General features: G+C 50.5%; 22 protein-coding genes and 1 other RNA gene. 18 read left to right on the top strand and 5 right to left on the bottom strand.

Annotated elements, in window-relative coordinates; genetic code table 11:
* Nucleotides 1–17 precede the first annotated feature (17 nt).
* Entirely contained in the window at nucleotides 18–494 is a 477-nt protein-coding gene (gene greA / locus NYR52_RS12525) for a transcription elongation factor GreA (RefSeq protein WP_022736771.1), read from the top strand.
* A 286-nt stretch (nucleotides 495–780) separates the two neighbouring features.
* Here greA and NYR52_RS12520 read toward each other — a convergent pair whose 3' ends face one another.
* Together NYR52_RS12520 and NYR52_RS12515 are read right to left on the bottom strand one after the other, a co-directional pair.
* Nucleotides 781–1,155, bottom strand: coding sequence for a group I truncated hemoglobin (locus NYR52_RS12520; RefSeq protein WP_132222691.1), 375 nt, complete (start codon nucleotides 1,153–1,155; stop codon nucleotides 781–783).
* A 369-nt stretch (nucleotides 1,156–1,524) separates the two neighbouring features.
* Nucleotides 1,525–1,680: a hypothetical protein gene (locus tag NYR52_RS12515; RefSeq protein ID WP_022736769.1), complete on the bottom strand. Its 156-nt coding sequence runs from the start codon at nucleotides 1,678–1,680 to the stop codon at nucleotides 1,525–1,527.
* 179 nt (nucleotides 1,681–1,859) lie between these two features.
* Here NYR52_RS12515 and NYR52_RS12510 point away from each other — a divergent pair, with 179 nt between their 5' ends.
* The 4 genes from NYR52_RS12510 (at nucleotide 1,860) to tkt (ending at nucleotide 7,070) form a co-directional block, all read left to right on the top strand.
* Nucleotides 1,860–2,216: a hypothetical protein gene (locus NYR52_RS12510; protein ID WP_022736768.1), complete on the top strand. Its 357-nt coding sequence runs from the start codon at nucleotides 1,860–1,862 to the stop codon at nucleotides 2,214–2,216.
* 166 nt (nucleotides 2,217–2,382) lie between these two features.
* On the top strand, nucleotides 2,383–4,539 hold the full coding sequence (locus NYR52_RS12505; protein WP_132222689.1) for a RelA/SpoT family protein: 2,157 nt from the start codon (nucleotides 2,383–2,385) through the stop codon (nucleotides 4,537–4,539).
* 12 nt (nucleotides 4,540–4,551) lie between these two features.
* On the top strand, nucleotides 4,552–4,995 hold the full coding sequence (gene dtd, locus NYR52_RS12500; protein WP_132222687.1) for a D-aminoacyl-tRNA deacylase: 444 nt from the start codon (nucleotides 4,552–4,554) through the stop codon (nucleotides 4,993–4,995).
* Between the two features lie 68 nt (nucleotides 4,996–5,063).
* On the top strand, nucleotides 5,064–7,070 hold the full coding sequence (gene tkt / locus NYR52_RS12495; RefSeq protein ID WP_259436769.1) for a transketolase: 2,007 nt from the start codon (nucleotides 5,064–5,066) through the stop codon (nucleotides 7,068–7,070).
* Between the two features lie 317 nt (nucleotides 7,071–7,387).
* Here tkt and NYR52_RS12490 read toward each other — a convergent pair whose 3' ends face one another.
* Nucleotides 7,388–7,762 (bottom strand): DUF423 domain-containing protein, encoded by a 375-nt coding sequence (locus NYR52_RS12490; RefSeq protein ID WP_259435754.1) that lies wholly within the window; start codon nucleotides 7,760–7,762, stop codon nucleotides 7,388–7,390.
* Between the two features lie 474 nt (nucleotides 7,763–8,236).
* Here NYR52_RS12490 and hisS point away from each other — a divergent pair, with 474 nt between their 5' ends.
* The 4 genes from hisS (at nucleotide 8,237) to NYR52_RS12470 (ending at nucleotide 12,245) form a co-directional block, all read left to right on the top strand.
* Nucleotides 8,237–9,550, top strand: coding sequence for a histidine--tRNA ligase (hisS, locus tag NYR52_RS12485; protein WP_259435753.1), 1,314 nt, complete (start codon nucleotides 8,237–8,239; stop codon nucleotides 9,548–9,550).
* 13 nt (nucleotides 9,551–9,563) lie between these two features.
* A complete protein-coding gene (gene aspS / locus NYR52_RS12480) occupies nucleotides 9,564–11,336 on the top strand; it encodes an aspartate--tRNA ligase (protein ID WP_259436768.1) in 1,773 nt (590 codons plus the stop codon).
* 70 nt (nucleotides 11,337–11,406) lie between these two features.
* A non-coding RNA gene (gene ssrS, locus NYR52_RS12475) (6S RNA) lies at nucleotides 11,407–11,587 on the top strand.
* A 79-nt stretch (nucleotides 11,588–11,666) separates the two neighbouring features.
* Entirely contained in the window at nucleotides 11,667–12,245 is a 579-nt protein-coding gene (locus NYR52_RS12470) for a 5' nucleotidase, NT5C type (protein WP_132222678.1), read from the top strand.
* A 110-nt stretch (nucleotides 12,246–12,355) separates the two neighbouring features.
* Here NYR52_RS12470 and NYR52_RS12465 read toward each other — a convergent pair whose 3' ends face one another.
* Both NYR52_RS12465 and NYR52_RS12460 read right to left on the bottom strand, forming a co-directional pair.
* Complete coding sequence (locus tag NYR52_RS12465) at nucleotides 12,356–12,985, bottom strand: spore coat protein (protein ID WP_375163205.1); 630 nt, start codon at nucleotides 12,983–12,985, stop codon at nucleotides 12,356–12,358.
* 109 nt (nucleotides 12,986–13,094) lie between these two features.
* Nucleotides 13,095–14,429, bottom strand: coding sequence for an AAA family ATPase (locus tag NYR52_RS12460; protein WP_259436767.1), 1,335 nt, complete (start codon nucleotides 14,427–14,429; stop codon nucleotides 13,095–13,097).
* A gap of 182 nt (nucleotides 14,430–14,611) precedes the next feature.
* Here NYR52_RS12460 and NYR52_RS12455 point away from each other — a divergent pair, with 182 nt between their 5' ends.
* From NYR52_RS12455 to NYR52_RS12415, 9 genes are all read left to right on the top strand, one after another.
* Nucleotides 14,612–15,301: a YczE/YyaS/YitT family protein gene (locus NYR52_RS12455; protein WP_259435752.1), complete on the top strand. Its 690-nt coding sequence runs from the start codon at nucleotides 14,612–14,614 to the stop codon at nucleotides 15,299–15,301.
* A complete protein-coding gene (cymR, locus tag NYR52_RS12450) occupies nucleotides 15,243–15,662 on the top strand; it encodes a cysteine metabolism transcriptional regulator CymR (protein ID WP_022736758.1) in 420 nt (139 codons plus the stop codon). Before NYR52_RS12455 ends, cymR begins: the two co-directional genes overlap by 59 nt.
* 10 nt (nucleotides 15,663–15,672) lie before the next feature.
* Nucleotides 15,673–16,827 carry a cysteine desulfurase family protein gene (locus NYR52_RS12445; RefSeq protein WP_259435751.1) on the top strand — a complete coding sequence of 385 codons (1,155 nt, stop codon included), beginning with the start codon at nucleotides 15,673–15,675 and terminating at the stop codon, nucleotides 16,825–16,827.
* 13 nt (nucleotides 16,828–16,840) lie between these two features.
* A complete protein-coding gene (locus NYR52_RS12440) occupies nucleotides 16,841–17,347 on the top strand; it encodes a hypothetical protein (protein ID WP_259435750.1) in 507 nt (168 codons plus the stop codon).
* Between the two features lie 594 nt (nucleotides 17,348–17,941).
* A complete protein-coding gene (gene recD2 / locus NYR52_RS12435) occupies nucleotides 17,942–20,200 on the top strand; it encodes an SF1B family DNA helicase RecD2 (RefSeq protein ID WP_259435749.1) in 2,259 nt (752 codons plus the stop codon).
* A gap of 132 nt (nucleotides 20,201–20,332) precedes the next feature.
* Nucleotides 20,333–20,833 (top strand): PRC-barrel domain-containing protein, encoded by a 501-nt coding sequence (locus tag NYR52_RS12430; protein WP_259435748.1) that lies wholly within the window; start codon nucleotides 20,333–20,335, stop codon nucleotides 20,831–20,833.
* Between the two features lie 20 nt (nucleotides 20,834–20,853).
* Complete coding sequence (locus NYR52_RS12425) at nucleotides 20,854–21,054, top strand: YrzR-like zinc ribbon domain (protein ID WP_022736753.1); 201 nt, start codon at nucleotides 20,854–20,856, stop codon at nucleotides 21,052–21,054.
* A 35-nt stretch (nucleotides 21,055–21,089) separates the two neighbouring features.
* A complete protein-coding gene (locus NYR52_RS12420) occupies nucleotides 21,090–21,272 on the top strand; it encodes a hypothetical protein (protein WP_022736752.1) in 183 nt (60 codons plus the stop codon).
* A 145-nt stretch (nucleotides 21,273–21,417) separates the two neighbouring features.
* Complete coding sequence (locus tag NYR52_RS12415; RefSeq protein ID WP_259435747.1) at nucleotides 21,418–22,491, top strand: AI-2E family transporter; 1,074 nt, start codon at nucleotides 21,418–21,420, stop codon at nucleotides 22,489–22,491.
* Nucleotides 22,492–22,787: the final 296 nt, after the last annotated feature.

Genomic DNA, 22,787 nt, shown 5'->3' with positions numbered 1-22,787 from the left:
TAAGGAGGAAACGTTTGATGTCTCAAAATAAAAAAGAAGTTTTATTAACTGAAGAAGGCCTAGAAAAAGTAAAACAAGAACTAGAACTCCTAAAAACGCAGAAGCGCCACGAAGTAGCGGAACGCTTGAAAGAAGCGATTGCGCAGGGAGACCTCAGCGAGAATTCGGAATACGATGCGGCGAAGGAAGAGCAAGCCTTTATCGAATCACGGATCATTACGTTAGAGAACATGATTCGCAATGCGAAAATCATCGCTTCCAATCAAAATACGGGAGTGGTGAGTGTCGGTTCCAAAGTGACGATTGAGGAAATTCCGGATGGGGACAAAGAAACATATACTATCGTGGGCAGTGCGGAATCGGATCCCTCTTCATTTAAGATTTCCAATGAATCTCCGATCGGTGCAGAACTGATTGGCAAAAAAGTGGGCGAAGTGATCAACGTATCCACTCCGGGTGGGACGATTCAATTTAAAATCATCGAGATCGAGTAAAGTGAACCCCCGTTGGCGCGGGGGTTTTTTTACGCATGTCCAGAAGCGGAGCATAAGTCTAAAGCGATTGTAAACTTCAAATGTTTTATTTTTGCGAATCCATTGTAAAAAAGTTTGAAGCCGGATCAACGAGAAGGTAGAAGCGGCTCCCCAAGAGTGGGCAGGTTTTGACCTGCAATGGGCGGAGGGGTGCCTTGGTGCATGAGCGAAAACAGGGTGCGCAGACGATACAGATCCGTATGAGTGCAAGGCGGTGTGAGATGTCCGCCGGGGAAAACGGGTTCTCTCACTTATTGATGATATGCGGCTTTACGCTACGCAAGAAGGCTTCAATCCGCGCAATGTCTTCCAACGCGATTTGGTTTTTTCGCAATGCGCTGTTGAGGTGTTTAATGGCGATTTCATATTCCTCCGACGTGATGTTCAAACCACTGTGTGCTTTGCGCAAGGTATTTCCTTCATAGTGTATGGGTCCGCCCAACGCGTAACTCATGAAATAGGTGACTTGGTGGCGCTTTAGCACATCCATGTTCACGCCGATGAAGTGATGGTTGACACGGTCGTCTTCAAGCATGCGATCATAAAATTCATTGATCACAATAGTGATCAATTCTTCCCCACCCAGTCTCTCGTACAAGGTGCTTCGCGTGCTTCTCAGCATGATGGGTCCCCCATTCCCAAAGTGAAATAGACTAAAAATTTAATCAAATGAATGCGGATTAAGTTCTTCTCAATTATTTATGTAAGTTCTAGAACATCATTTGAAACTTAAAAGGAAGCAAATCATTTCTTTTCCAAAAACGCCCATTTAACTGATAATTGGTTTGCCAGAGCATGGTTGATCAAAACGTGCGCAGTTATAGAACCTTAACGGGGTCTTTTCATATTTTCAAGTGCAAATAGAATGTTGCGTCAATGTTTGATAAATTTCGTATATCATCATATGATATTTTTTACATTTGCGCAATGGTATTTCTATTTCATTAGAGCGAATTAAGTCCCATGATACCCATGGGACTTAATTAAATTCTTACTCATTATCATGATTTCCTGCTTGGCTATACATTTGTTGAATGGCGTTTTGCACATGGCGGATGCCCTCATCCAGACTGGAGTCCACCGCAAAGGAGGATTCCGCCGGTTGGGGGGAGAAATGGTGTTCCGTCTCTTGGCGCGGGTTGTGCATGGAAAGTCACCTCCTGAAGCGGATGTGGTGTTGACAATGGTTAACCTATCACCGCGCCTAATGGAATATGCGTGTCAGCCAACTGTATAATTATTGTAAATTGCCAGCAGGAAAAGGTTTGTCTTATGATGGAATGGGTATGATCATCTGAAAAACATCTGTTAAGGAGAGTATGGAAAGTGGAAGCGTTGCAAGAGGGATTTTCCGCATTTATTTCTGGATTTGCTCGCGTTTTTTTGGTATCGATTGTCATTTGGATGATTGGCTTGGTAGTGATTCTGTTTAAAGAAATGTTCCACTCGAGAGAGCTCAATTTACGCGATTACTTGCAAAAAGTGTGGAAAATGTTACTTTCGTCCTTTGAGTTTACCGCCTATGGGGCCGTGGTTGTCGGGCCCATTTTGTTCCTGCGGGCTGAAGAAGAAGAGCGGTTGACTTATGGGATGTTGACGGTGGCGGCGGTGATCCTGTCCATTATCTATTTGTATATTCGCAAACAGACAGGCGGGTTCAAGAAAGCCAAGCAAAGTGAATAGCCGCCACGTTTGCCGGTCGGTGTCAGCCGACCGGTTTTTTGCACACGTGGGAGGAGGCATTGTTTTCTGGTTTCCCGATACAGCAGTCTTTTCCAACGCTTTACTTTCCTATTGGTCTGAGTAATAATAATAGGAAAATTTCATTCTAGGTACGGAAGTGAGCGAAATGCCGGTAGAACAATTACTAAGCTTAGCCGCCACATATTTGACAGAGGATGACCTTGTGCAGCTGAGACGGGCTTATGAGTTTGCGGATGAAGCGCACAAAGGGCAATATCGTAAGTCAGGGGAACCTTATATTTTGCATCCCATCGCGGTGGCGGAAATTCTTGCCGATCTGCGCATGGATGTTCCTACGCTGATCGCCGCTTTGTTGCATGACGTGGTGGAAGACACGGGAGTGACGTTGGAAGAGATTGAAGAGCGCTTTGGGTCTGCGGTACGCCATTTGGTCGATGGTGTGACGAAACTGAAGAAACGGATGAAATTCAAATCGAACGAGGAGCATCAGGCGGAAAACCATCGCAAAATGTTTGTGGCCATGGCACAAGATGTGCGCGTAATCTTGATTAAATTGGCTGACCGCTTGCATAACATGCGGACACTCAAATATATGCCAGAACACAAGCAACGGCAGAAATCAACGGAGACATTGGAAATATTTGCTCCGTTGGCTCATCGCTTGGGGATTTCCAAAATCAAATGGGAGCTGGAAGACATCTCGCTCCGCTACTTAAAGCCCCAGCAGTATTACCGAATCGTCCATTTGATGAAGAAAAAGCGGGCGGAGCGGGAAAAATATCTCGACGAAATTATCGATACGTTGAAGACGCGCTTGGAGGAAATGGATGTCAAGGTAATGGACATCTCTGGTCGACCCAAACATATTTATAGCATTTATAAAAAAATGGTTACGCAAAATAAAGAGTTTAATGAGATATATGATCTGATGGCCGTACGGGTCATCGTCGATACCGTCCGCGACTGCTATGCCGTCCTAGGTATCATTCATACGGTGTGGAAGCCGATGCCAGGCCGTTTCAAGGATTATATCGCCATGCCCAAGACGAATATGTATCAATCCTTGCACACCACGGTTATCGGGCCGAAAGGGGAACCGATCGAGGTGCAGATCCGCACATTGGATATGCATCGAACAGCCGAGTACGGGATTGCGGCTCACTGGGCTTACAAAGAGGGGTCAGCGGTAGAGAAATCCAAGTTTGACGAGAAATTGAAATGGTTCCGTGAAATGATGGAGTTGCAACAGGAAGCATCTGATGCGAAGGAATTTGTGGAAAACCTCAAGATGGATTGGTTTTCTGATTCTGTCTTCGTTTTCACCCCGAAAGGCGATGTGATCGAATTGCCGATGGGTTCGGTTCCGCTGGATTTTGCTTATCGAATTCACACGGATATCGGTAACATGTGCATCGGGGCGAAGGTAAACGGCAAGATCGTCCCCTTGGATTATCCACTAAAAACGGGCGATATCGTCGAGATTTTAACGTCAAAGCACAGCTATGGGCCAAGCCAAGATTGGCTCAGCCTAGTCAAATCTTCCCATGCCCGGAGCAAAATCCGCAATTGGTTTAAGAAACAGCGTCGCGAAGAGAGTGTGGCCAAGGGCCGGGAGATGGTTGAGGCCTTGTTGAAAAAACATGATTTCACAGTGAGTGACGTGTTGACGTCGGATCGGATCGAAGATGTCACCAAAAAGTTTAATTTCAATGAGGAAGAAGATTTGTTTGCCGCTGTGGGATACGGAGGCATTTCTACCGCCCAGGTGGTTCATCGCTTAACGGATGGGTTGAAAGAAGAGCAGCAGCCCGTTGTCCTACCGGAAGTCAAGGCGTTGCCGATTCGCAAACATAAACTGGATCAAGGGGTTCGCGTAAAGGGTGTAGACAACTTATTGATCCGCTTGTCGCGTTGTTGCAATCCAGTGCCAGGGGACGAGATTGCTGGCTATGTGACGCATGGGCGGGGTGTAACGGTTCATCGGATTGACTGTCCCAATCTCAGTACCGTCCCGGATGAGCGCCGCATCGATGTCGAGTGGGACAGTCATGCAACCAAACATTATTATCAGGTGGACATCGAAGTGTCTGGGTTTGACCGCCAGGGTTTGTTAAATGAGGTATTGCAGGCGCTGACTGATTCCAAGACGGAATTGGCGGCCATCAGTGCCCGCGGTGACCGCAGAGGCATCGCTTCGATTCATGTCCGTATCAGCATTCAAAATATCAACCACCTCAAGTCAGTGGTGGAACGGGTCAAGCGCGTGCGTGACATTTACAGCGTGAGAAGAATCATTCAGTAAGGAGGACACCTGATGAAAATCGTGTTGCAGCGCGTGCGGGAAGCAAGTGTTACCGTGGAGGGCCAGACGACGGGAGCAATCGGGCCAGGCGTGATGTTGCTCGTCGGCGTGGCTGAAGGGGACACAGAAGAAGATGTGCGCTATTTAGCGGAAAAAGTAGTTCATCTGCGCATTTTTGAAGATGAGACGGGCAAGATGAACCGCTCTCTGTTGGACGTGGGCGGGAGCATCCTGTCCGTTTCCCAATTTACTTTATACGGGGACTGCCGCAAAGGGCGGCGCCCCAATTTCATGAACGCGGCGAAACCGGAACTCGCCCGGCCGTTGTATGAACAGTTCAACGCATGCTTAGCCCAATACGGCGTCACCGTGGAAACGGGCGTGTTTGGGGCGATGATGCAGGTTTCGTTGGTTAATGACGGCCCAGTCACACTTATTTTAGAGAGTAAAGCGTGAGTGGGTTAAAGTGGGTTGTGCTATAATAACCAAGAACATGTTGATGTGAGTATAGTTAAGGGGGATACATAGTGACAAAAGTAGAACAACAAGCGATCAATACCATCCGGATGTTGTCCATCGATCAAATTGAAGCTGCGAATTCAGGGCATCCGGGGTTGCCGATGGGAGCGGCGCCCATGGCTTACACACTGTGGGCACATCATATGAGCCATAATCCGGCCAATCCGGAATGGATAAACCGTGACCGCTTTGTTCTCTCTGCAGGGCATGGATCAGCCCTGTTATATAGCATGTTGCATTTGTTTGGATATGGCTTGCCGTTGGAAGAGTTGAAGCAGTTCCGGCAATGGGGAAGCTTGACGCCAGGGCATCCGGAAGTGAAGCACACCCCGGGGGTGGAAGCGACGACTGGCCCGCTGGGACAAGGGATCGCTAACGGTGTCGGTATGGCTATGGCCGAAGCGCATCTTGCCGCTACCTTCAACCGGGATGGGTTGAACATCATCGACCATTTCACCTATGTGTTGTGCGGCGATGGCGACTTGATGGAAGGGGTGGCTGCAGAAGCCGCATCGCTGGCTGGTCATCTCAAGCTGGGCAAGCTGATCGCTTTGTACGATTCCAATGACATTTCCTTGGATGGGGAACTGGCGCATTCGTTTACCGAAAGTGTGCAAAAGCGGTTTGAGTCATACGGGTGGCAAGTATTGCGCGTCGAAGATGGCAATGATGTGGAAGCGATTGGCCGCGCAATTGTTGAAGCGCAACAAGAAACCAGCCGTCCCACATTGATTGAAGTGCGTACGGTGATCGGGTACGGAAGCCCCAATCGCGCTGGTACTTCCGAAGCACATGGAAAACCCTTGGGCCAGGAAGAAGTAGCCGAAGTCCGGAAGTCTTACAACTGGGCTTATGAAGAGCCGTTTACGGTTCCGGCGGAAGTGAGAGCGCATTTTGAAGCGATCCAATCCCGACTTGCGGAAAAGGAAGCGGCTTGGAATGACCTGATGAAGCAATATGAGACAAAGTACCCTGAATTGGCACGTGCCTTGCGTCAAGCGATGAATGGGGAACTGCCGGAAGGATGGGATGCTGAACTGCCCAAATTCCAAGTAGGCGACAAGGCGATTGCGACTCGCGCCGCTTCTGGTGCAGCGCTTCAAGCTTTGGCCAAAGGCGTGCCGTCGTTGATCGGGGGATCGGCCGACTTGGCTTCGTCCAACAATACCATGATGAAAAGCGAGGGTATCTTCCATGCCGAAGATTACAGCGGCCGCAACATTTGGTTTGGTGTGCGCGAACATGCTATGGCGGCGGCGATGAATGGAATGATGCTCCACGGGGGCGTACGGGTTTATGGCGGTACGTTCTTGGTGTTTTCTGATTACTTGCGCCCGTCTGTTCGCCTGTCTGCGCTGTCCAAGCTACCCGTTGTCTATGTGTTGACACATGACAGCATTGCAGTCGGCGAAGATGGGCCAACCCATGAACCGGTGGAACATGTGCCGTCTCTGCGCCTGATTCCGGGCTTAAAGGTAATTCGCCCTGCGGATGCCAACGAAACGGTAGCCGCTTGGCAGTATGCGCTTAACCAAAATGAATATCCGGTCGCGCTGATCCTGTCCCGCCAAAATCTGCCCATTCTGCCGGGCACTGTGGACAAAGACCAAGAAATCATTGCAAAAGGTGCATACATTGTATCCGAAGCGGATGGTGACCGCTTGGATGGTATCATCATCGCGACGGGCTCTGAGGTGAGCTTGGGTGTGGAAGCACAAGCGAAACTGAAAGAAAAAGGTTTGAACGTGCGCGTGGTCAGCATGCCGTGCCGTGAGAACTTTGACGCACTCCCAGAAAGCGAACGCGAAGCGATTCTGCCTAAAGCCGTTCGTGCGCGCTTGGCTGTGGAAGCGGCTCATCCGATGGGTTGGGACCGCTATGTTGGCGAACATGGCGCTGTGATTGGAATCGAACAATTTGGTGCTTCTGCACCGGGCGGATTGCTCATGAAAGAGTACGGTTTCAGTGTGGAGAATGTGGTAGCGAAAATGGAAGCCATTTGCAAAAAATAATAACGGATAGAAAGTTAAACGGCCGCTGTGCAAACAGCGGCCGTTTGATTTGTCTGTGCGGGGGCAAGACTAAGATCGATCAATGAAATGGAAGAGGTGAACGAGATGCGGCGTTCCCCCCGCGAGATTGATATGCAATCGCACATGGTGCTCCATGGCTGGGCCGATCGGTTACAACCGATGCCACTCACAGACTTTCGCACTGTGGGCGGCGACAGGTACACGCAAATGAATAAAAAGCAGGCAAGCACTTTGCAGGCGATAAGGTGAAGACTATGATGGCCTAAGAATGATCGACCAGCTTCATGAAGCGTGCATCACAGGTGCTTGACTGCGGTGACGGCGACCAGAATCCAACCGGCGATAAACGCGACACCGCCAATCGGTGTGATGGCTCCCCACGTTTTGACTCCAGTGAGCACCATTGCGTACAAGCTCCCAGAAAAGAACAGAATCCCGGCGACAATCAACCATCCGCCGATATTCAGCAGGGAAGAGGATCCGTTTATTTTGGACATCAACAGGCCAATGGCCAAGAGGGCTAAGGCGTGAATGATGTGGTAATGGGCACCCGTATTCCAGTTTTGCAGCATTTTTTCGGTCACTTTGCCGGCCAGCCCATGGGCGCCGAATGCCCCGATGGCCACGGCGAGCGCCATGTTGATGCTACCTAGCATGATGAACAGTTTCATCCGTTTGGTCACTCCTCATTTCAACATAGGTTCTCCCCATACTATACCACATCCCCTGTTGTAAAAGCCGCGATCCCTACGTCATGGTGAAGGGGGGGGAGTGTTGCAAAAAAAACTTTTTTTCATTTCTTGACAAACCGATAACACCTGTTTAAAATGAGTTAACAAATCCGCATGAATCAACTACATACTTGACTCCTATGAAGGGAAAAGTAACCGTTTGACGGGCAACCAGAGAGGAGAACCCATCGGCTGCAAGGTTCTCTATGTTACGAAGCGGCGAAAGACACCTGGAGGATCTAACCGAACGCCGCATGCCGCGGTTAGTAGACTTAGACGTCATCCTGGCGATAACAGGATTTGAAGCGGGAAACTCCGGCAGATCGGGGTTTTCAATTAGGGTGGTACCACGGGAAACGTTAAACCAATCTCTCGTCCCTGACAATGAGGTCAGTGGCGGGAGATTTTTTATTTATGAGCCAAGTTGATCGAGGGGGGTACGCGGCAGTGAAGTTTCAAACTTCAACCAAATTGCAAATTCCTCGCGGCACGGATGATATCATGCCGGGGGAAGTTGAGCAGTGGCAGTGGATAGAGCAAAAAGCGCGAGAAATTTGCAGCTTATATGATTATCATGAGATTCGGACGCCGATGTTTGAACACACCGAGTTATTCCAACGCGGCGTAGGGGAAGCGACCGACATTGTTGAGAAAGAGATGTACACGTTCACCGATCGCGGCAATCGGCAGATTTCCTTGCGTCCTGAAGGCACCGCCGGTGTGGTGCGTTCGTTTGTGGAGAAGAAAGTGTTTGGTCAGCCTCAACCGACCAAATGGTACTATATGGGGCCGATGTTCCGGTATGAGAATCCACAGGCGGGGCGGCGCCGCCAATTTCACCAGTTTGGCGTAGAAGCTTTCGGTAGCCCGGACCCGTTGTTGGATGCGGAAGTGATTGCGCTCGGGATGCATTATTTCCAAGCGCTGGGGCTGAAAGATGTGCGGGTGGAAGTGAACACATTGGGAGATGTGGAAAGCCGATTGCAATATCGGGAGAAATTGATCGCTTATTTCGAGAAGCATATCGATAAGTTGTCTGCCGAGGCCAAATCACGGCTTTACAAAAATCCGCTCCGCATTTTGGATAGCAAGGATGAACGGACCAAAGAGATTGCGGCAGGGGCGCCGTCCTTACACGATCATTTGAATGACGACAGCCGCAAACACTTTGACACGGTGTTGCGTGCACTTGACTTGCTTGGCGTGCCCTATGTGGTCAATCACCGTCTGGTGCGCGGCTTGGATTATTACACGCACACCGCGTTTGAATACACGGTGGACATCCCAGGGGCGCAGGCAGGGAGCATCGGTGGCGGCGGCCGATACAACGGCTTGATCGAACAATTTGGCGGGCCAAGCATGCCGGGAGTCGGCTTCGGCATCGGATTAGAACGGGTGCTCTTGGCACTAGGGGTGCAACAAGTGGAAACACCGTCGAAAGCTGGGCTGGATTGTTATCTTATCACCATGGGAGAAGAAGCCAAGCTGGTCGGTATGAAAGTGTTGCAAACGATGCGCCAAGCAGGGTTGCGTGCAGAGCGCGATTATCTGGACCGCAAGATGAAAGCGCAATTTAAGGCCGCTGACCGTTTGCAAGCGAAGACGGTGGCCATTTTGGGCGAAGATGAATTGAAGCAAAATCAAATCAATGTAAAACAGCTCGCGACCGGGGAGCAGGTGACTATTGCACTGGATGAACTGGTCGCTTACATCAAGCAATTGCCTTAAGGGGGAGAACGTGATGGAAGGTGTCCATCGTACACATTTTGCAACAGAGTGCACAAAAGAATTAGTTGGGCAAAGAGTCACCTTAAACGGATGGGTCCATAAGCGCCGTGATCTGGGGGGATTGATTTTCTTGGACTTGCGTGACCGTTCGGGGCGGGTGCAAGTGGTGTTTAATCCGGAAATCTCCCCAGAAGCCGTCCGCATCGCTGAACAGGTGCGCTCGGAATATGTTTTGGCGATCACGGGGAAAGTGGTGGAGCGTGAACCAGGCACCGTCAACCCTAACATGAAGACGGGTGAAATCGAAATTCAAGGCGAGCAAGTGCATGTGTTTAACGCCGCAAAAACTCCGCCGTTCATGATCCAAGATGATCTGGATGTGGATGAATCGATTCGGTTGAAGTACCGTTATTTGGATTTGCGCCGTAGCAAAATGCAGAAGACGATGCTGATTCGGCACCGGGCGATGCAAATCGTGCGCCAATTCTTAGACCAGCACGGATTTGTCGAAATGGAAACACCCATGTTGACCCGTAGCACACCGGAAGGGGCGAGAGATTACTTGGTGCCGAGCCGGGTGCATGAAGGTTCGTTCTATGCATTGCCGCAATCCCCACAGTTGTTTAAGCAATTGTTTATGGTGGCGGGCATGGAGCGGTACTTCCAGTTTGCACGTTGTTTCCGCGATGAGGATTTGCGGGCTGACCGGCAACCGGAATTCACCCAGATCGACATTGAAGCCTCTTTCTTGCCGACGGAGACGTTCTTGTCGATGATGGAAGAGATGGTGGCAAAGCTGTTCCAAGAGACAATCGGTGTGGAGGTGCCTCGCCCGTTCCCGCGGTTGACGTATAAAGAGGCGATGGAACGGTATGGTTCAGACAAGCCGGATTTGCGCTTTGGGATGGAGTTGATCGACTTATCCGACATTCTGCGTGACTCTTCATTCAAAGTGTTTAGCGGAGCGATCGCTTCCGGTGGTCAGGTCAAGGCGATCACGGTGAAAGGTTGCGCTGATTGGAGCCGTAAAGAAGTGGACAACTGGGGTCAAGTCGCCCAGGCTTTCGGAGCCAAAGGGCTGGCATGGCTGGCTTTAAAAGAGGGCGGCTTGAAAGGATCGGTCGCCAAATTCCTCAGTGAGGAAGAAGTGACTGCGATCCAAAAAGCAACCGGGGCAGAGACGGGTGACATGCTGTTCTTCGTGGCCGACAACAAAAAAGTGGTTGCCGATGTACTGGGAGAATTGCGTGTTCGCTTGGCAAAAGCACTTAACCTCATCGACCCTGACCGTTATGCCTTCGCATGGGTGACCGAGTTCCCGCTGTTGGAGTACTCGGAAGAAGACAACCGCTATTATGCGATGCATCATCCATTCACCATGCCTATGGAAGAGGATGTGCCGCTGTTGGAGACTGATCCGGGACGGGTGCGCGCCAAAGCTTACGATATGGTCTTAAACGGTTTTGAAATCGGCGGCGGTAGCCAGCGGATTTACCAGCGCGACATCCAAGAGAAGATGTTTCAAGCGTTGGGACTTTCCATGGAAGACGCCAAAGAGAAATTTGGCTTCCTGCTTGAAGCGTTTGAGTATGGTGCACCGCCGCACGGTGGGATTGCCTTTGGCTTCGACCGCATTGTCATGTTGCTTGCAGGCCGCACCAACTTGCGTGAGTGCATCGCCTTCCCCAAAACGACAAGCGGCACTTGCTTGCTGACAGAAGCTCCGGCGCCGGTGGATGAACAACAGTTAAACGACTTGCACATCCAAATAACGACACAAAAATAGGCTTTCCTGTAATTGTAACAGCTGACAGCTTGATCTTGGCGCTGTGATCTGATAACATAAAATCAACAAACGAGTCCTGCGATGTTCGTGACACCCGAAAGTTTTGAGCCAACACGTTGACAAAGGGAGCTTGAAGTCACCCGAGGGAGTGGAAGCCACCGCCGAGTGGACCCATGAACTGCGGGTTCAGGGCACCCACCTGCTGATGAGGCAGGTTCAAAACTGACGGAGCACGGCATAATGGGGCTCCTTTTTTTGCGCATATCTCGCTGATTTTGGGGAAAATGTTATATGAAATGACTGATCTTGAGAGAAGGCAGGCGAGATGGCATGATCTTAGGTGTAGATATCGACGGCACGATTAAGGATACCCAACGCGCCGCTGTCGAAGTACATAACCGGGTCTTGAAGCGCAATGTTAAATTGGAAGATATCAGCGATTTATATCTTGATAAAGCATACGGAATTACTCCTAAGGAAGCGTCGCGCTTGTGGCGAAAGCTGGAGGTAGAGATTTATTCGCTTGGCGTTCCACTTCAGCATGCGGCTGAGGTGTTGAATGAACTGGTCAAGCAAGGGCATCGCGTTTATTTTATCACGGCCCGGCCAGGCTTTCCCAACGTCACGAAAGTGACAAAAGAGTGGTTGAAGAAACATGGGTTTCCCTACACTGGAGACAACTTGGTCATGAATTCGCAAGATAAAGCACGCAAAGCCAAAGAACTCGGTGTAGAATTGTTTTTTGAAGATGCCCCTAACCATATAGAAAATCTTGTTAAAAACAACGTACCCACGGTGATTGTCGATGCCGTGTACAACCGTAAAATGCCAAAGGAAATCAAACGAATTACCGATTGGCGGCAAGTGTATGCCCTGGTAGAAGAACATGTGAATCAGAATGAAGCATGATGAAATGAGTCCGCGTTTTGGTCAGAATGCGGGCTTTCTTTGCGTAGCCAAAAATTAGCTCAAGCAAAAACAGCCTAGCGAAAATGCTAGGCTGTTTTGCGCACTTATGGTCACTGCAGGGGAAGTTGGGGAGGAGTGGCCGGGCCGAAGGATGTGGTGAGTTGTTGCATTTCTTGTTGGGAGAATTGAGGCACTTGGTAGTAGCCCCGCTTATTTTGATAAAGGAAGACTTCATACGCCATCTCAATACAGTTAGGAATGCTGTCAGCCAATACGCGGCGCACAACTGGGTTGGTTGTTTCTGTGGCGGCCACGGCTTTATGGCTTGCTCCAGTCTTCAGCATACCCAGTATTTGCGACGAAATCCGTTGGTCGTTGATTTCGGACGGGTTGGTCATGGGCTTATGCGGTTGCCCTTGCTGCTTCATACCGTAGATTACGTTGTTGCCTTGTTTCATTTGATAGCGTGAAGTTGGTGTGGCAGGATCACGTCCCGTAGAGAAGCAGTCCACCAACGTGTTATATTCGTTCACCATGTACTGGTGTTGGCGTTGCATGATATCCGCCAACTCGGGATCTTGCACATGAGGCCGCAACATGACATAAGTGTTCATCGTGTTAACCGCATGCGACAAAATCTCATGTACGTCCAACACTTCATGCCCCGCATGGTTCATGACCGGTGGCACCGGATTCACCGTTTGGTTTTCCATTTGATTGTTCGCGTTCATCGGTTGCATGTGCATGTCAGAACTCCTCCTTCCTGAATGTGACATTAAGTAATATGTCCAAGTGAGGGGGTTCTACACATCATTGCCGATGGGAAGGAGAGGAAACCGGCGAATCGTTTCATTCCGGTCGGCCGTGATCCTCCCCTTTCATCCAGCGCAGGAATGCTTGCAATTTATGCTCATATCCATGCGAGCTGGGATGGTACAGGCGTTTGCCGAGGTGCTCGTCTGGCAGGTATTGCTGGGCGACATAGCCCCGAGGATAATCATGCGGATAGCGGTAACCTTTGCCCCTGCCCTGGGCTTTAGCCCCCGCGCCATGAGCGTCGCGCAGATGTGGGGGAACATCCCCGCGATGTTCTTGTTTAACCAAGGTGTTCGCTTCATTGATTCCCCGCACGGCTGAATTGCTTTTGGGAGCCGTGGCGATGTAGATGACCGCTTGCGCCAATGGGATTTGCGCTTCGGGCAAGCCAATGAAATCAACGGCATGTGCGGCGGCGGAAGCGATTAAGAGAGCGCGGGGGTCGGCCATGCCCACGTCTTCTGCGGCGTGGATGAAGATACGCCGGGCGATAAAACGAGGATCTTCGCCAGCTTGCAACATTTTGGCCAAGTAATAGAGTGCGGCGTCGGCGTCTGATCCACGCATGCTTTTGACGAAAGCGGAAATGGTGTCATAATGCTGGTCGCCGCTTTTGTCATAGCGAATGACTTTGCGTTGGATTGACTCTTCCGCCACTTCCAACGTGATGCGGCGAATGCCTGAATCGTCAGGTGGTGTGGTGACGACCGCCAATTCCAGTGCATTTAAGGCTGTGCGGCTGTCTCCTCCTGCACAGCGAATGAGGTGAGCTTTGGCCTCCGGTTCCAACTCAACTCGATACGCGCCCAGCCCGCGTTCGGAATCGGCCAGGGCGCGGTCCAACACGAGGCCCAGTTCCTCTTCGGATAGTGGCTTTAACGTAAAGAGCCGCGAACGCGACAGCAACGCGGCGTTCACTTCGTATGAGGGATTTTCAGTGGTTGCGCCAATTAAGATGACGGTTCCGTCCTCGACATGGGGAAGCAAGGCATCCTGCTGAGAACGGTTGAAGCGATGGATTTCGTCGATGAACAACACGGTTCGTTGCTCGTACATGTTGATTCGTTGCTTCGCCTCTTCTATGATCCGGCGGATGTCGCTGACACCGGCTGTAACCGCATTGATGCGTTCAAAGTAGGCACTGGTCTGATTGGCGATCACATGGGCAAGCGTGGTTTTGCCTGTTCCGGGCGGCCCATAAAAGATGATTGATGACAGCTGATCGGCTTCAATCATCCGTCTCAGCAATTTTCCTTTGCCAATGATATGGGTTTGCCCCGCAACTTCATCCAAGCAGCGGGGACGCATGCGGGCGGCAAGCGGCTCGCTTCGCCGCGATTGCTCCCGGCTGTATTCAAATAAATCCACCGTTTTTTCCGCCTTTCTGTCCATCCTGATTCTCCTATTTATGATAGTGTGAATTCCACACATTGGCTAGAGCGGGATGGATGGATTTTTTGCATGCGGGAAAAAATCATGTCGAAACGTAATAATCCTATGATAAACTTGACAAGTGTGGCCGTAAAATAACAGCTGAAGGATCGATGAGGATGCATAAGAGAAAGCGGGCTTGGGTTTGGCAGTGGATGTTTTTCTTCAGCGGATTGTGGACCATTTCTTTCGGCACGGTCTTTGCCATAAAATCAGATCTGGGTGTGGCGCCTTGGGATGTGCTACATATCGGATTGGCTCGGGTTTCATCGTTATCCATCGGCACATGGGTGACCGTCTTGGGAATCGTGATTGTGGCTGTTACGTGTTGGTTGAAACGTTCATATCCACAATGGGGAACGTTTCTTAATATGTTGCTCTTGGGTCCGTTTATTGATTTGATTATGTTTTTGAACCTGATTCCCGCTGTAAGTGGATGGGTGTTGCGCTTGGTTTACTTGACGGTCGGGGTGGCCTTGGTCGCCTTTGGGGTAGGGTTGTACATTGCGCCGCGCACCGGGGCGGGACCCCGCGACGGGTTGACTCTGGAGTTGGCAAAACGGACTGGCTGGTCGATTCGTGCCGTTCGTACTATAATGGAGGTAATCGTTGGAGGGACCGGCTGGCTTCTGGGTGGACCTGTACATATTGGAACACTCTTTTTTTGTTTTTTGACGGGGCCGTTAATGCAATGGTCCATTTCTTACTGTGAGCGGTTGTTAGAAAGAATAACGAAAAGGGGTGCCATTCTTGAAAATCTCAACCAAAGGAAGGTACGGACTTACCATCATGATGGATTTGGCTGCTAGGTACGGCAAGGGACCGGTACCATTGAAAAGTGTGGCCGAGCGTCACGCTTTGTCTGAGCATTATCTGGAACAGTTGATCGCTCCGCTTCGCAATGCCGGATTGGTACGGAGTGTGCGGGGGGCTTACGGTGGTTACAAGCTGGCGAAGGCTCCAGAGGAGATTTCGGCGGGAGATATCATCCGCGTGTTGGAAGGGCCGATCAGTCCGGTCGAGTTCAATGAAGAGGAAGATCCTGCCCGTCGTGACCTGTGGAAGCGGATTCGTGATGCGATCGCTAAAGAATTGGATACGACGACGCTTGCTTCTTTGATCAATTTCACGCATGATGGACACAATGACAACTATATGTTTTATATTTAGCGGGTGAAACATGATGGCAATTTATTTGGATCATGCCGCAACGACACCGATCCATCCACTGGTGAAAGAAGCCATGCTCCCCTATTTGGAGGAGGCGTTCGGCAATCCGTCCAGCATGCATCAATATGGCCGCGACGTGCGTGTGGCCATCGACCAAGCACGCGACCAAGTGGCGCGCGCGTTGGGAGCGGATGCTGGGCAGCTGGTGTTCACTAGCGGTGGGACTGAAGCGGACAATATGGCTTTGCTTGGCGTGGCTGCGGCATATGCGGAGACAGGAAAAAAACATCTCATTACCACTCAAATCGAGCATCATGCGGTGTTGGATGCCTGCCGGTATTTGGAGCGGATTGGCTTTGAAGTTACTTATCTGCCGGTCGATCACACCGGTATGATTGATCTCGAGCAACTGCGGCGAGTGATTCGCAACGACACGGCGTTGATTTCGATTATGATGGCCAACAATGAGATCGGTACGGTGCAACCCATTGAACAAATCGGCGAATTGGCGCGCGAGCGGGGTGTGCTGTTCCATACGGATGCGGTGCAGGCTTTCGGTTCTCTTGAGATCGATGTTAAGCGCCTGCCGGTGGATTTAATCTCGGTATCAGGTCATAAGATCAACGGGCCGAAAGGGATTGGAGCGCTTTATCTGGGGAAGAATGTGAAGTTTATCCCGAGGACTTTCGGTGGCTCCCAAGAACGACGCCGTCGACCCGGCACAGAGAACGTGATGGGGATCATCGGCTTCGCCAAAGCGGTTGAGCTGTCGCAAGCCTCCCGGGAACAACATATGGCGGACATGCGCGTCCTGCGCCAAGCGTTTGTGGAAGAGTTAAACAGACAACCCATTGAGTTTGTCGTCAACGGCCATCCCACAAAGAGTTTGCCCCATATTTTGAACGTCAGCTTCCCGGGAACCGATTCCGAGACCCTGCTCATGAATTTCGACTTGGCGGGAATCGCATGCGCAAGCGGCTCAGCTTGCACTTCTGGTACGCTGGAAGTATCCCATGTGCTTCAAAGCATGCATTTATCTGAAGAAAGAACCCGGTCAGCCATTCGCTTCAGTTTTGGGCGCGGCAACACCGTTGATGAAATCAAACGCGCCGCTGAAATGGTAGCCAGCATTGTTCACAGATTACAACGACATGAAGAGATTTGAGGGGAGAGGGACTGTGAATTTCAAAGAGCTAGATCAAATGGTGGGCTGGGAACAGGAAGTGGATAACATCGATTGGAAGTCGATGTTGGAGGATATTGATCGCGCTTTAATGGACAACTTGGCCGCGGAACTGGGCTTTCGCACATATGAACAACTGGAACACGCATCAGAGCGGATTGTCCAGGATTACTACATCGTTTACCTCTCCGACGGAAGATACGCATGGTGGAACCCGTTGAAGTATGCTACGGAAGATCCGCTGTACTTTGCCGACAAAGAGGAAATTGAACAATACATCACGGGTTTGCTGAGACTGGATAATGAACAGCGCGCCCAATTGCGGAGCGGACTGGCCCGCATTCCGCAGATGCATCGTTGCATCGTGTGCGAATATGAGTTCAATCCCAAAGATCCTGAGCGGCGTAAGTGGGACAGCTCAGAAGAACGGAATGAATTCTGCTCTGCGGAATGTGCGATGGAACATGTGATGACAGAAATGAAAGAAGACTTCACCGGATGACGTGACCTCTAGCAACTAGAGGTCGTTTTTGTAAGTCCTTCTTACCGAGCGTTTTTTGCGAGGTTAGAAGGACTACACTCCGCCGAGCGGAGTAACCGCAACACTTCTTACCGAGCGTTTTTTGCGAGGTTAGAAGGACTACACTCCGCCGAGCGGAGTAACCGCAACACTTCTTACCGAGCGTTTTTTGCGAGGTTAGAAGGACTACACTCCGCCGAGCGGAGTAACCGCAACACTTCTTACCGAGCGTTTTTTGCGAGGTTAGAAGGACTACACTCCGCCGAGCGGAGTAACCGCAACACTTCTTACCGAGCGTTTTTTGCGAGGTTAGAAGGACTACACTCCGCCGAGCGGAGTAACCGCAACACTTCTTACCGAGCGTTTTTTGCGAGGTTAGAAGGACTACACTCCGCCGAGCGGAGTAACCGCTACACTTCTTACCGAGCGTTGTTTGCGAGGTTAGAAGGACTACACTCCGCTGAAGCGGAGTAACCGCAACACTTCTTACCGAGCGTTTTTTGCGAGGTTAGAAGGAGGACGCTTTCGCATGGGGGCGATGATGAGGCGCATGATGAGAATAAGGTGTGCATGGAAATGAAGCAAGCGGAATTGGAATTGTATAAAGACAATTTCATCAAAGGCTCATTCATTCAAGAGATTTTTTACAACGAGGACAATGGATACGGTGTTTTTTTGATGCGCGTCAGCGAAGCGTCCGACGATAGGGTGGATGAAGAAGTGACGGTGGTGGGCCATATGTTGCGCCCGCATGAGGATGAGGTGTACACCTGTCATGGCGAATGGCGTGAACATCCCAAGTTCGGGCGGCAATATTATGCGCATCAAGTGAAGAAAGAAGTGCCGCGCTCAAAAGAGGCGATTGTGAAATATTTGGCGAGCGGCTTGTTTGAAGGCGTTGGCAAAAAAACAGCGGAGAAAATCGTTGCGCACTTGGGTTCTGACGCGTTGGACAAAATCGCTCAAAATCCCGAGGTTTTGACGGAGATCCGGGGCATCTCCCGTTCCAAAGCGCAGCGGATCGCCGAGCATCTGTATGAGCATCAGGCATTGGAACAGGCGATGGTTTATTTGTATCAGTTCGGCATCGGCGCGACCATGGCTCTAAAAATCGTCCAGGCATACAAGCACCAGACGATCCCCATCCTGAAGGAAAATCCTTATCGGTTGATAGATGATATCGATGGGATTGGTTTTCGACGCGCTGATGAGATCGCCCAAGTCCAAGGATTGGACGAATCGGCCACGGAACGGTTTCAGGCTGCCGTTTTGTATGCCATCAAAGAGGCATCCATGTCACAAGGGCATGTGTACCTCACTTGGGAGCAGCTAAACGCGCAAGTGAATGATCTGTTGGGCGAGCGAGCCGATGAGCTGTTTCCAGAAGATGCGCGTAAGCAAGGGTTGGAAAAGCTGCTGGACGACGAACGTCTGCTGTGTGAGGAAGACAGGTATTATATGCCGTCCCTGTATTATGCGGAATACGGTTGCGCGCTTCGGGTGAAACAATTGCTGGAGCAGGAATTGGATCTTGAATTTAGCGTGGCAGATCTCTACCGAGCGATCGGGGAGATTGAAGAGGAATTGGGTGTCAGCTATGCCGACAAACAGCGCGATGCGATGATTACGGCGCTGACGTCTCCGTTTATGATCTTGACGGGAGGGCCGGGCACGGGTAAAACGACCGTCATCCAGGGAATTTGCCAACTATATGCCCGTTTGCGGGAAATTTCCATTGACCCCGCAGATTATGAAGGGACGGATACGCCATATCCCATTCGCCTTGTGGCGCCGACAGGCAGAGCGGCAAAACGGATGTCTGAAACCACGGGTCTGCCGGCCATGACTATCCATCGTTGTTTGGGTTGGAAAGGCGATTTTTTTGAACATGATGCTGAACACCCGATCAGCGGAGCACTCCTGATTGTGGATGAAACGTCCATGTTGGACATCTGGTTGGCCAACCAATTGTTGCGTGCCTTGCCGAAAGGGATGCAAGTGATTTTTGTCGGAGACCAAGACCAGTTGCCCTCAGTCGGTCCGGGGCAGGTGTTGCACCATCTCCTGCAAGTACAAGCAATCCCCCGGGTTGAATTAAATGAAATATTTCGCCAGGCAGAAGGATCGTCCATCATTCGGTTGGCTCACTCCCTCAAACGGGGAGAGGTTCCTGATGATCTGATGGAGCGGTGGGCAGATCGACGCTTCTTTCCCTGCAAGAAAGAACAAGCTTTGCCGATCATCGTGAAAACGGTGGAAAATGCCATCAAAAAGGGTTACACCTTATTTGATGTGCAAGTGCTGGCTCCCATCTATAAGGGGCCGGTAGGGGTGGATCGCATCAACCAAGAGATTCAAGCTGCTCTCAATCCCAAATCCCCTGACAAAAAAGAGGTGACTTGGGGTGAAACAGTATTCCGATTTGGTGATAAAGTGCTCCAACTGGTCAATCATCCCGAACATCCCGTTTACAACGGGGATATGGGGATTATTTCGGCCATCGATGAAGATGCCGGCGGGGACCAGCCCGTGCTATGGGTGCGGTACGATCAGCTAGAAGTCCCCTACAAACGGACGCAATTGAATCAGATCGCTTTGGCTTATGCTTGTTCGGTCCATAAATCGCAAGGGTCCGAATTCGCGATTGTGGTGTTTCCCCTGTTGCACGCATACCGTCGGATGTTGGAACGCAATTTGGTTTATACCGGCATCACGCGCAGCAAGTCTTATTTGATCATGTGCGGCGAGCAAGAGGCGTTTGCGGAAGGGGTAAAGCGGCAGCGGGTCGATGGGCGAAACAGCTGTTTGAAAGATTTAATTGAAGAGGATTGGTAAACAGGGCTTCCCATGCACTGGGTGTGCGGGAAGCTTTTTTTATTTTGCCGGGAATTCGGCTTCCAACATCTCCCCCACATGCTTCAGCCCGCCTTACCCATACTATTCATTAGGCGGAGGAGGCGATCATCCTTGCGCAAATCCCAGGAAGTGATTGGGCTATCCATCATCCACCGCTACACAGGCAAACAGTTGGGGACGGTTTCCGATGTGCTCTTTGATTCCGCCAATGTCTGGCAAGGGATTTTATTGGAGCAGGGGGGCTTATTCAAACGGCGCAAGTTCATCCCGGCCAAGCGATTGTGTTCGGTCGGGGTGGATGCTGTCGTCGTTGAGAGCGAAGCGGACATACAAGATCTTCCCAAAGAAGCGGAGTCCTGGATCGGTCTTTGTTCCGGAGAGAAAAAGCTAAAAGGGCGCACCATTATGCTCAGCAACGGTCGAGAATTGGGGATGGTAGAAAATGTCTATTTCCAAGAAGAAGTGGGAACGCTGGTAGGGTACGAAGTATCCGAAGGGCTCCTGGCCGATCTCAGACAGGGGCGCAAAGTGCTGAGATGTGCTCATCCCCTTGTGTGGGGGGATGATGTGCTGATCGCGCCATTGGACGGGATCCGTATCAAAGAAAGTTAGCTTGAAGGAAGGGAAAAAGTATGCTTCGTTGCCCCAACTGCAATTCGCACGACCTGGGAAAAGTGGGAACCAACCAGTTGTATTGCTGGCAATGTTTTGTAGAGATGACGACAGATGATAAAGGGATTTCCTCCATCTACCAAGTGGAGGAAGACGGAAGTTTGACGTCCCTCAACGACCTGTTTTTTGAAGAGGATAGCCGAACGGTTTATTTGGATTAACTCATCTTTCAACCGTGCCAAAAGGAGGGAACCACATGAATCGCCCGATGGTGATCACCCTGATGCTGGGTAGCTTGCTGGCGATCGGAGCCAACGCTTTGATGAATGCGAGACGGCGGAAAAACAAATGGTTCCGTTATGTGTATCCCATGTTGAAGCAAATCAATGGGAACCGCATGATGAAACGGATGATGAGAAATCTCCCGCTGGCTAGGTAAACACCGCACCCTGGGCCGTATGGCGCGGCCCGGGTTTTTTCCGTTTGTGAGTGAAATGGCGGACATGTCGGAGATGCGATCATAAACTCTCTTTTTTTCTCGTATCTTAAGGGTAGCAAGTCTTGTCCGATTGGAGGGGGAGCTGTTGGAAAGGTGGAACCTCAGTAAAGCGCTACAAGTGTCCTTGCTGATATTGGTGCTACTGGGGATATTGTTCATGCTGTATCAGATCAACCCGTGGCTGCAAGTGGTGTTTCAGTTTTTGCGTGCCGTGTTGGGTCCCTTCTTTATTGCGATGGTCATCTCTTACCTCCTCCATCCGATCGTCAATTTGTTGAGCCACAAAGGCTTGTCCCGCTCATTGTCCGTTTTGTTGATTTACACGCTGTTCATCGCATCGTTGGTGATCCTCACGATGAAGACCGTGCCGATCCTTGAAGAGCAAATACAAGAACTGTCCGAGCATTTGCCGCAATGGAGCCAAAAGTTCCAACAGATGATGAAAGAATATAATGATCACAGTAGTGAATTGCTTCCGTATGGGGTTAAGCAAGGAATTGAAAATTCGCTGGGCCGGTTGGAAACGAAATTGACAGAACATGTTGAGAAGATGATGAGCGGGTTGGGAGCCACATTAAACCAGCTGTTTTTGTTATTTATCACTCCTTTCTTGGCTTTCTATATGTTAAAAGATATTCACTCCATCGAACGCTCCTTTTTTTCGCTGTTTCCCAAACAGCGACGCCGTGAACTGGTTCGGTTGATAAGAGATATGGATCAAGCGTTGGGAAACTATGTACGCGGTCAGTTTCTCGTGTGCTTGGTGATCGGGGTATTGGCGTATATCGGATACCTGATCGTGGGAGTGCCGTATGCGCTGTTGTTGGCGGCGATGGTAGCCGTGTTTAACATCATTCCGTATCTGGGACCGATTTTTGGAGCGATACCCGCTGTATTCGTCGCTTTGTTCCATTCGCCGCGCATGCTCGTGGGAGTGGTGCTGGTCAACTTGGCGGTGCAGGTTCTGGAGGGAAATGTAATTTCGCCGCAGATCGTGGGCCGTAGCCTTCACCTTCATCCTCTCGCCATCATTTTCGCGCTGTTGGTGGGTGGAGAATTGGGGGGAGTGTGGGGATTGATTCTGGCTGTACCCGTTTTCGCCATGGGCAAAGTGATGTTGGAACACATCGTGGATCATTTGACGAAAGTTAGGGTTTGAAACTTTCCATGCAAGCTTGTATAATGGGAAAAGACAATGCAAAAGCGAACAAGATGGTGATGAAACCGAGCGATCCTATCCCCCGTCAGAGAGAAAAGCCCTTGGCTGAAAGGCTTTTTCGGTTCAGGTTGGTTCGCGGCCAGTTTCGGAATGCAGCTAATCCCTGCCGGCATTGACCATGCCGTTATCCAAATGAAGTGACCGTGTTACATAGTCGGCTGTTGGCCGCTTGCATAAATGCGGTAAATAGGGTGGTACCGCGGAAACCTTTCCGTCCCTTACTGACAGGGGATGGA

This window comes from Laceyella sacchari, assembly GCF_024927925.1.
Taxonomy (GTDB): Bacteria; Bacillota; Bacilli; order Thermoactinomycetales; family Thermoactinomycetaceae; genus Laceyella; species Laceyella sacchari.
Note: the sequence above shows the minus strand (reverse complement) of the source record. Positions and strands in the feature narration are given on the sequence as shown.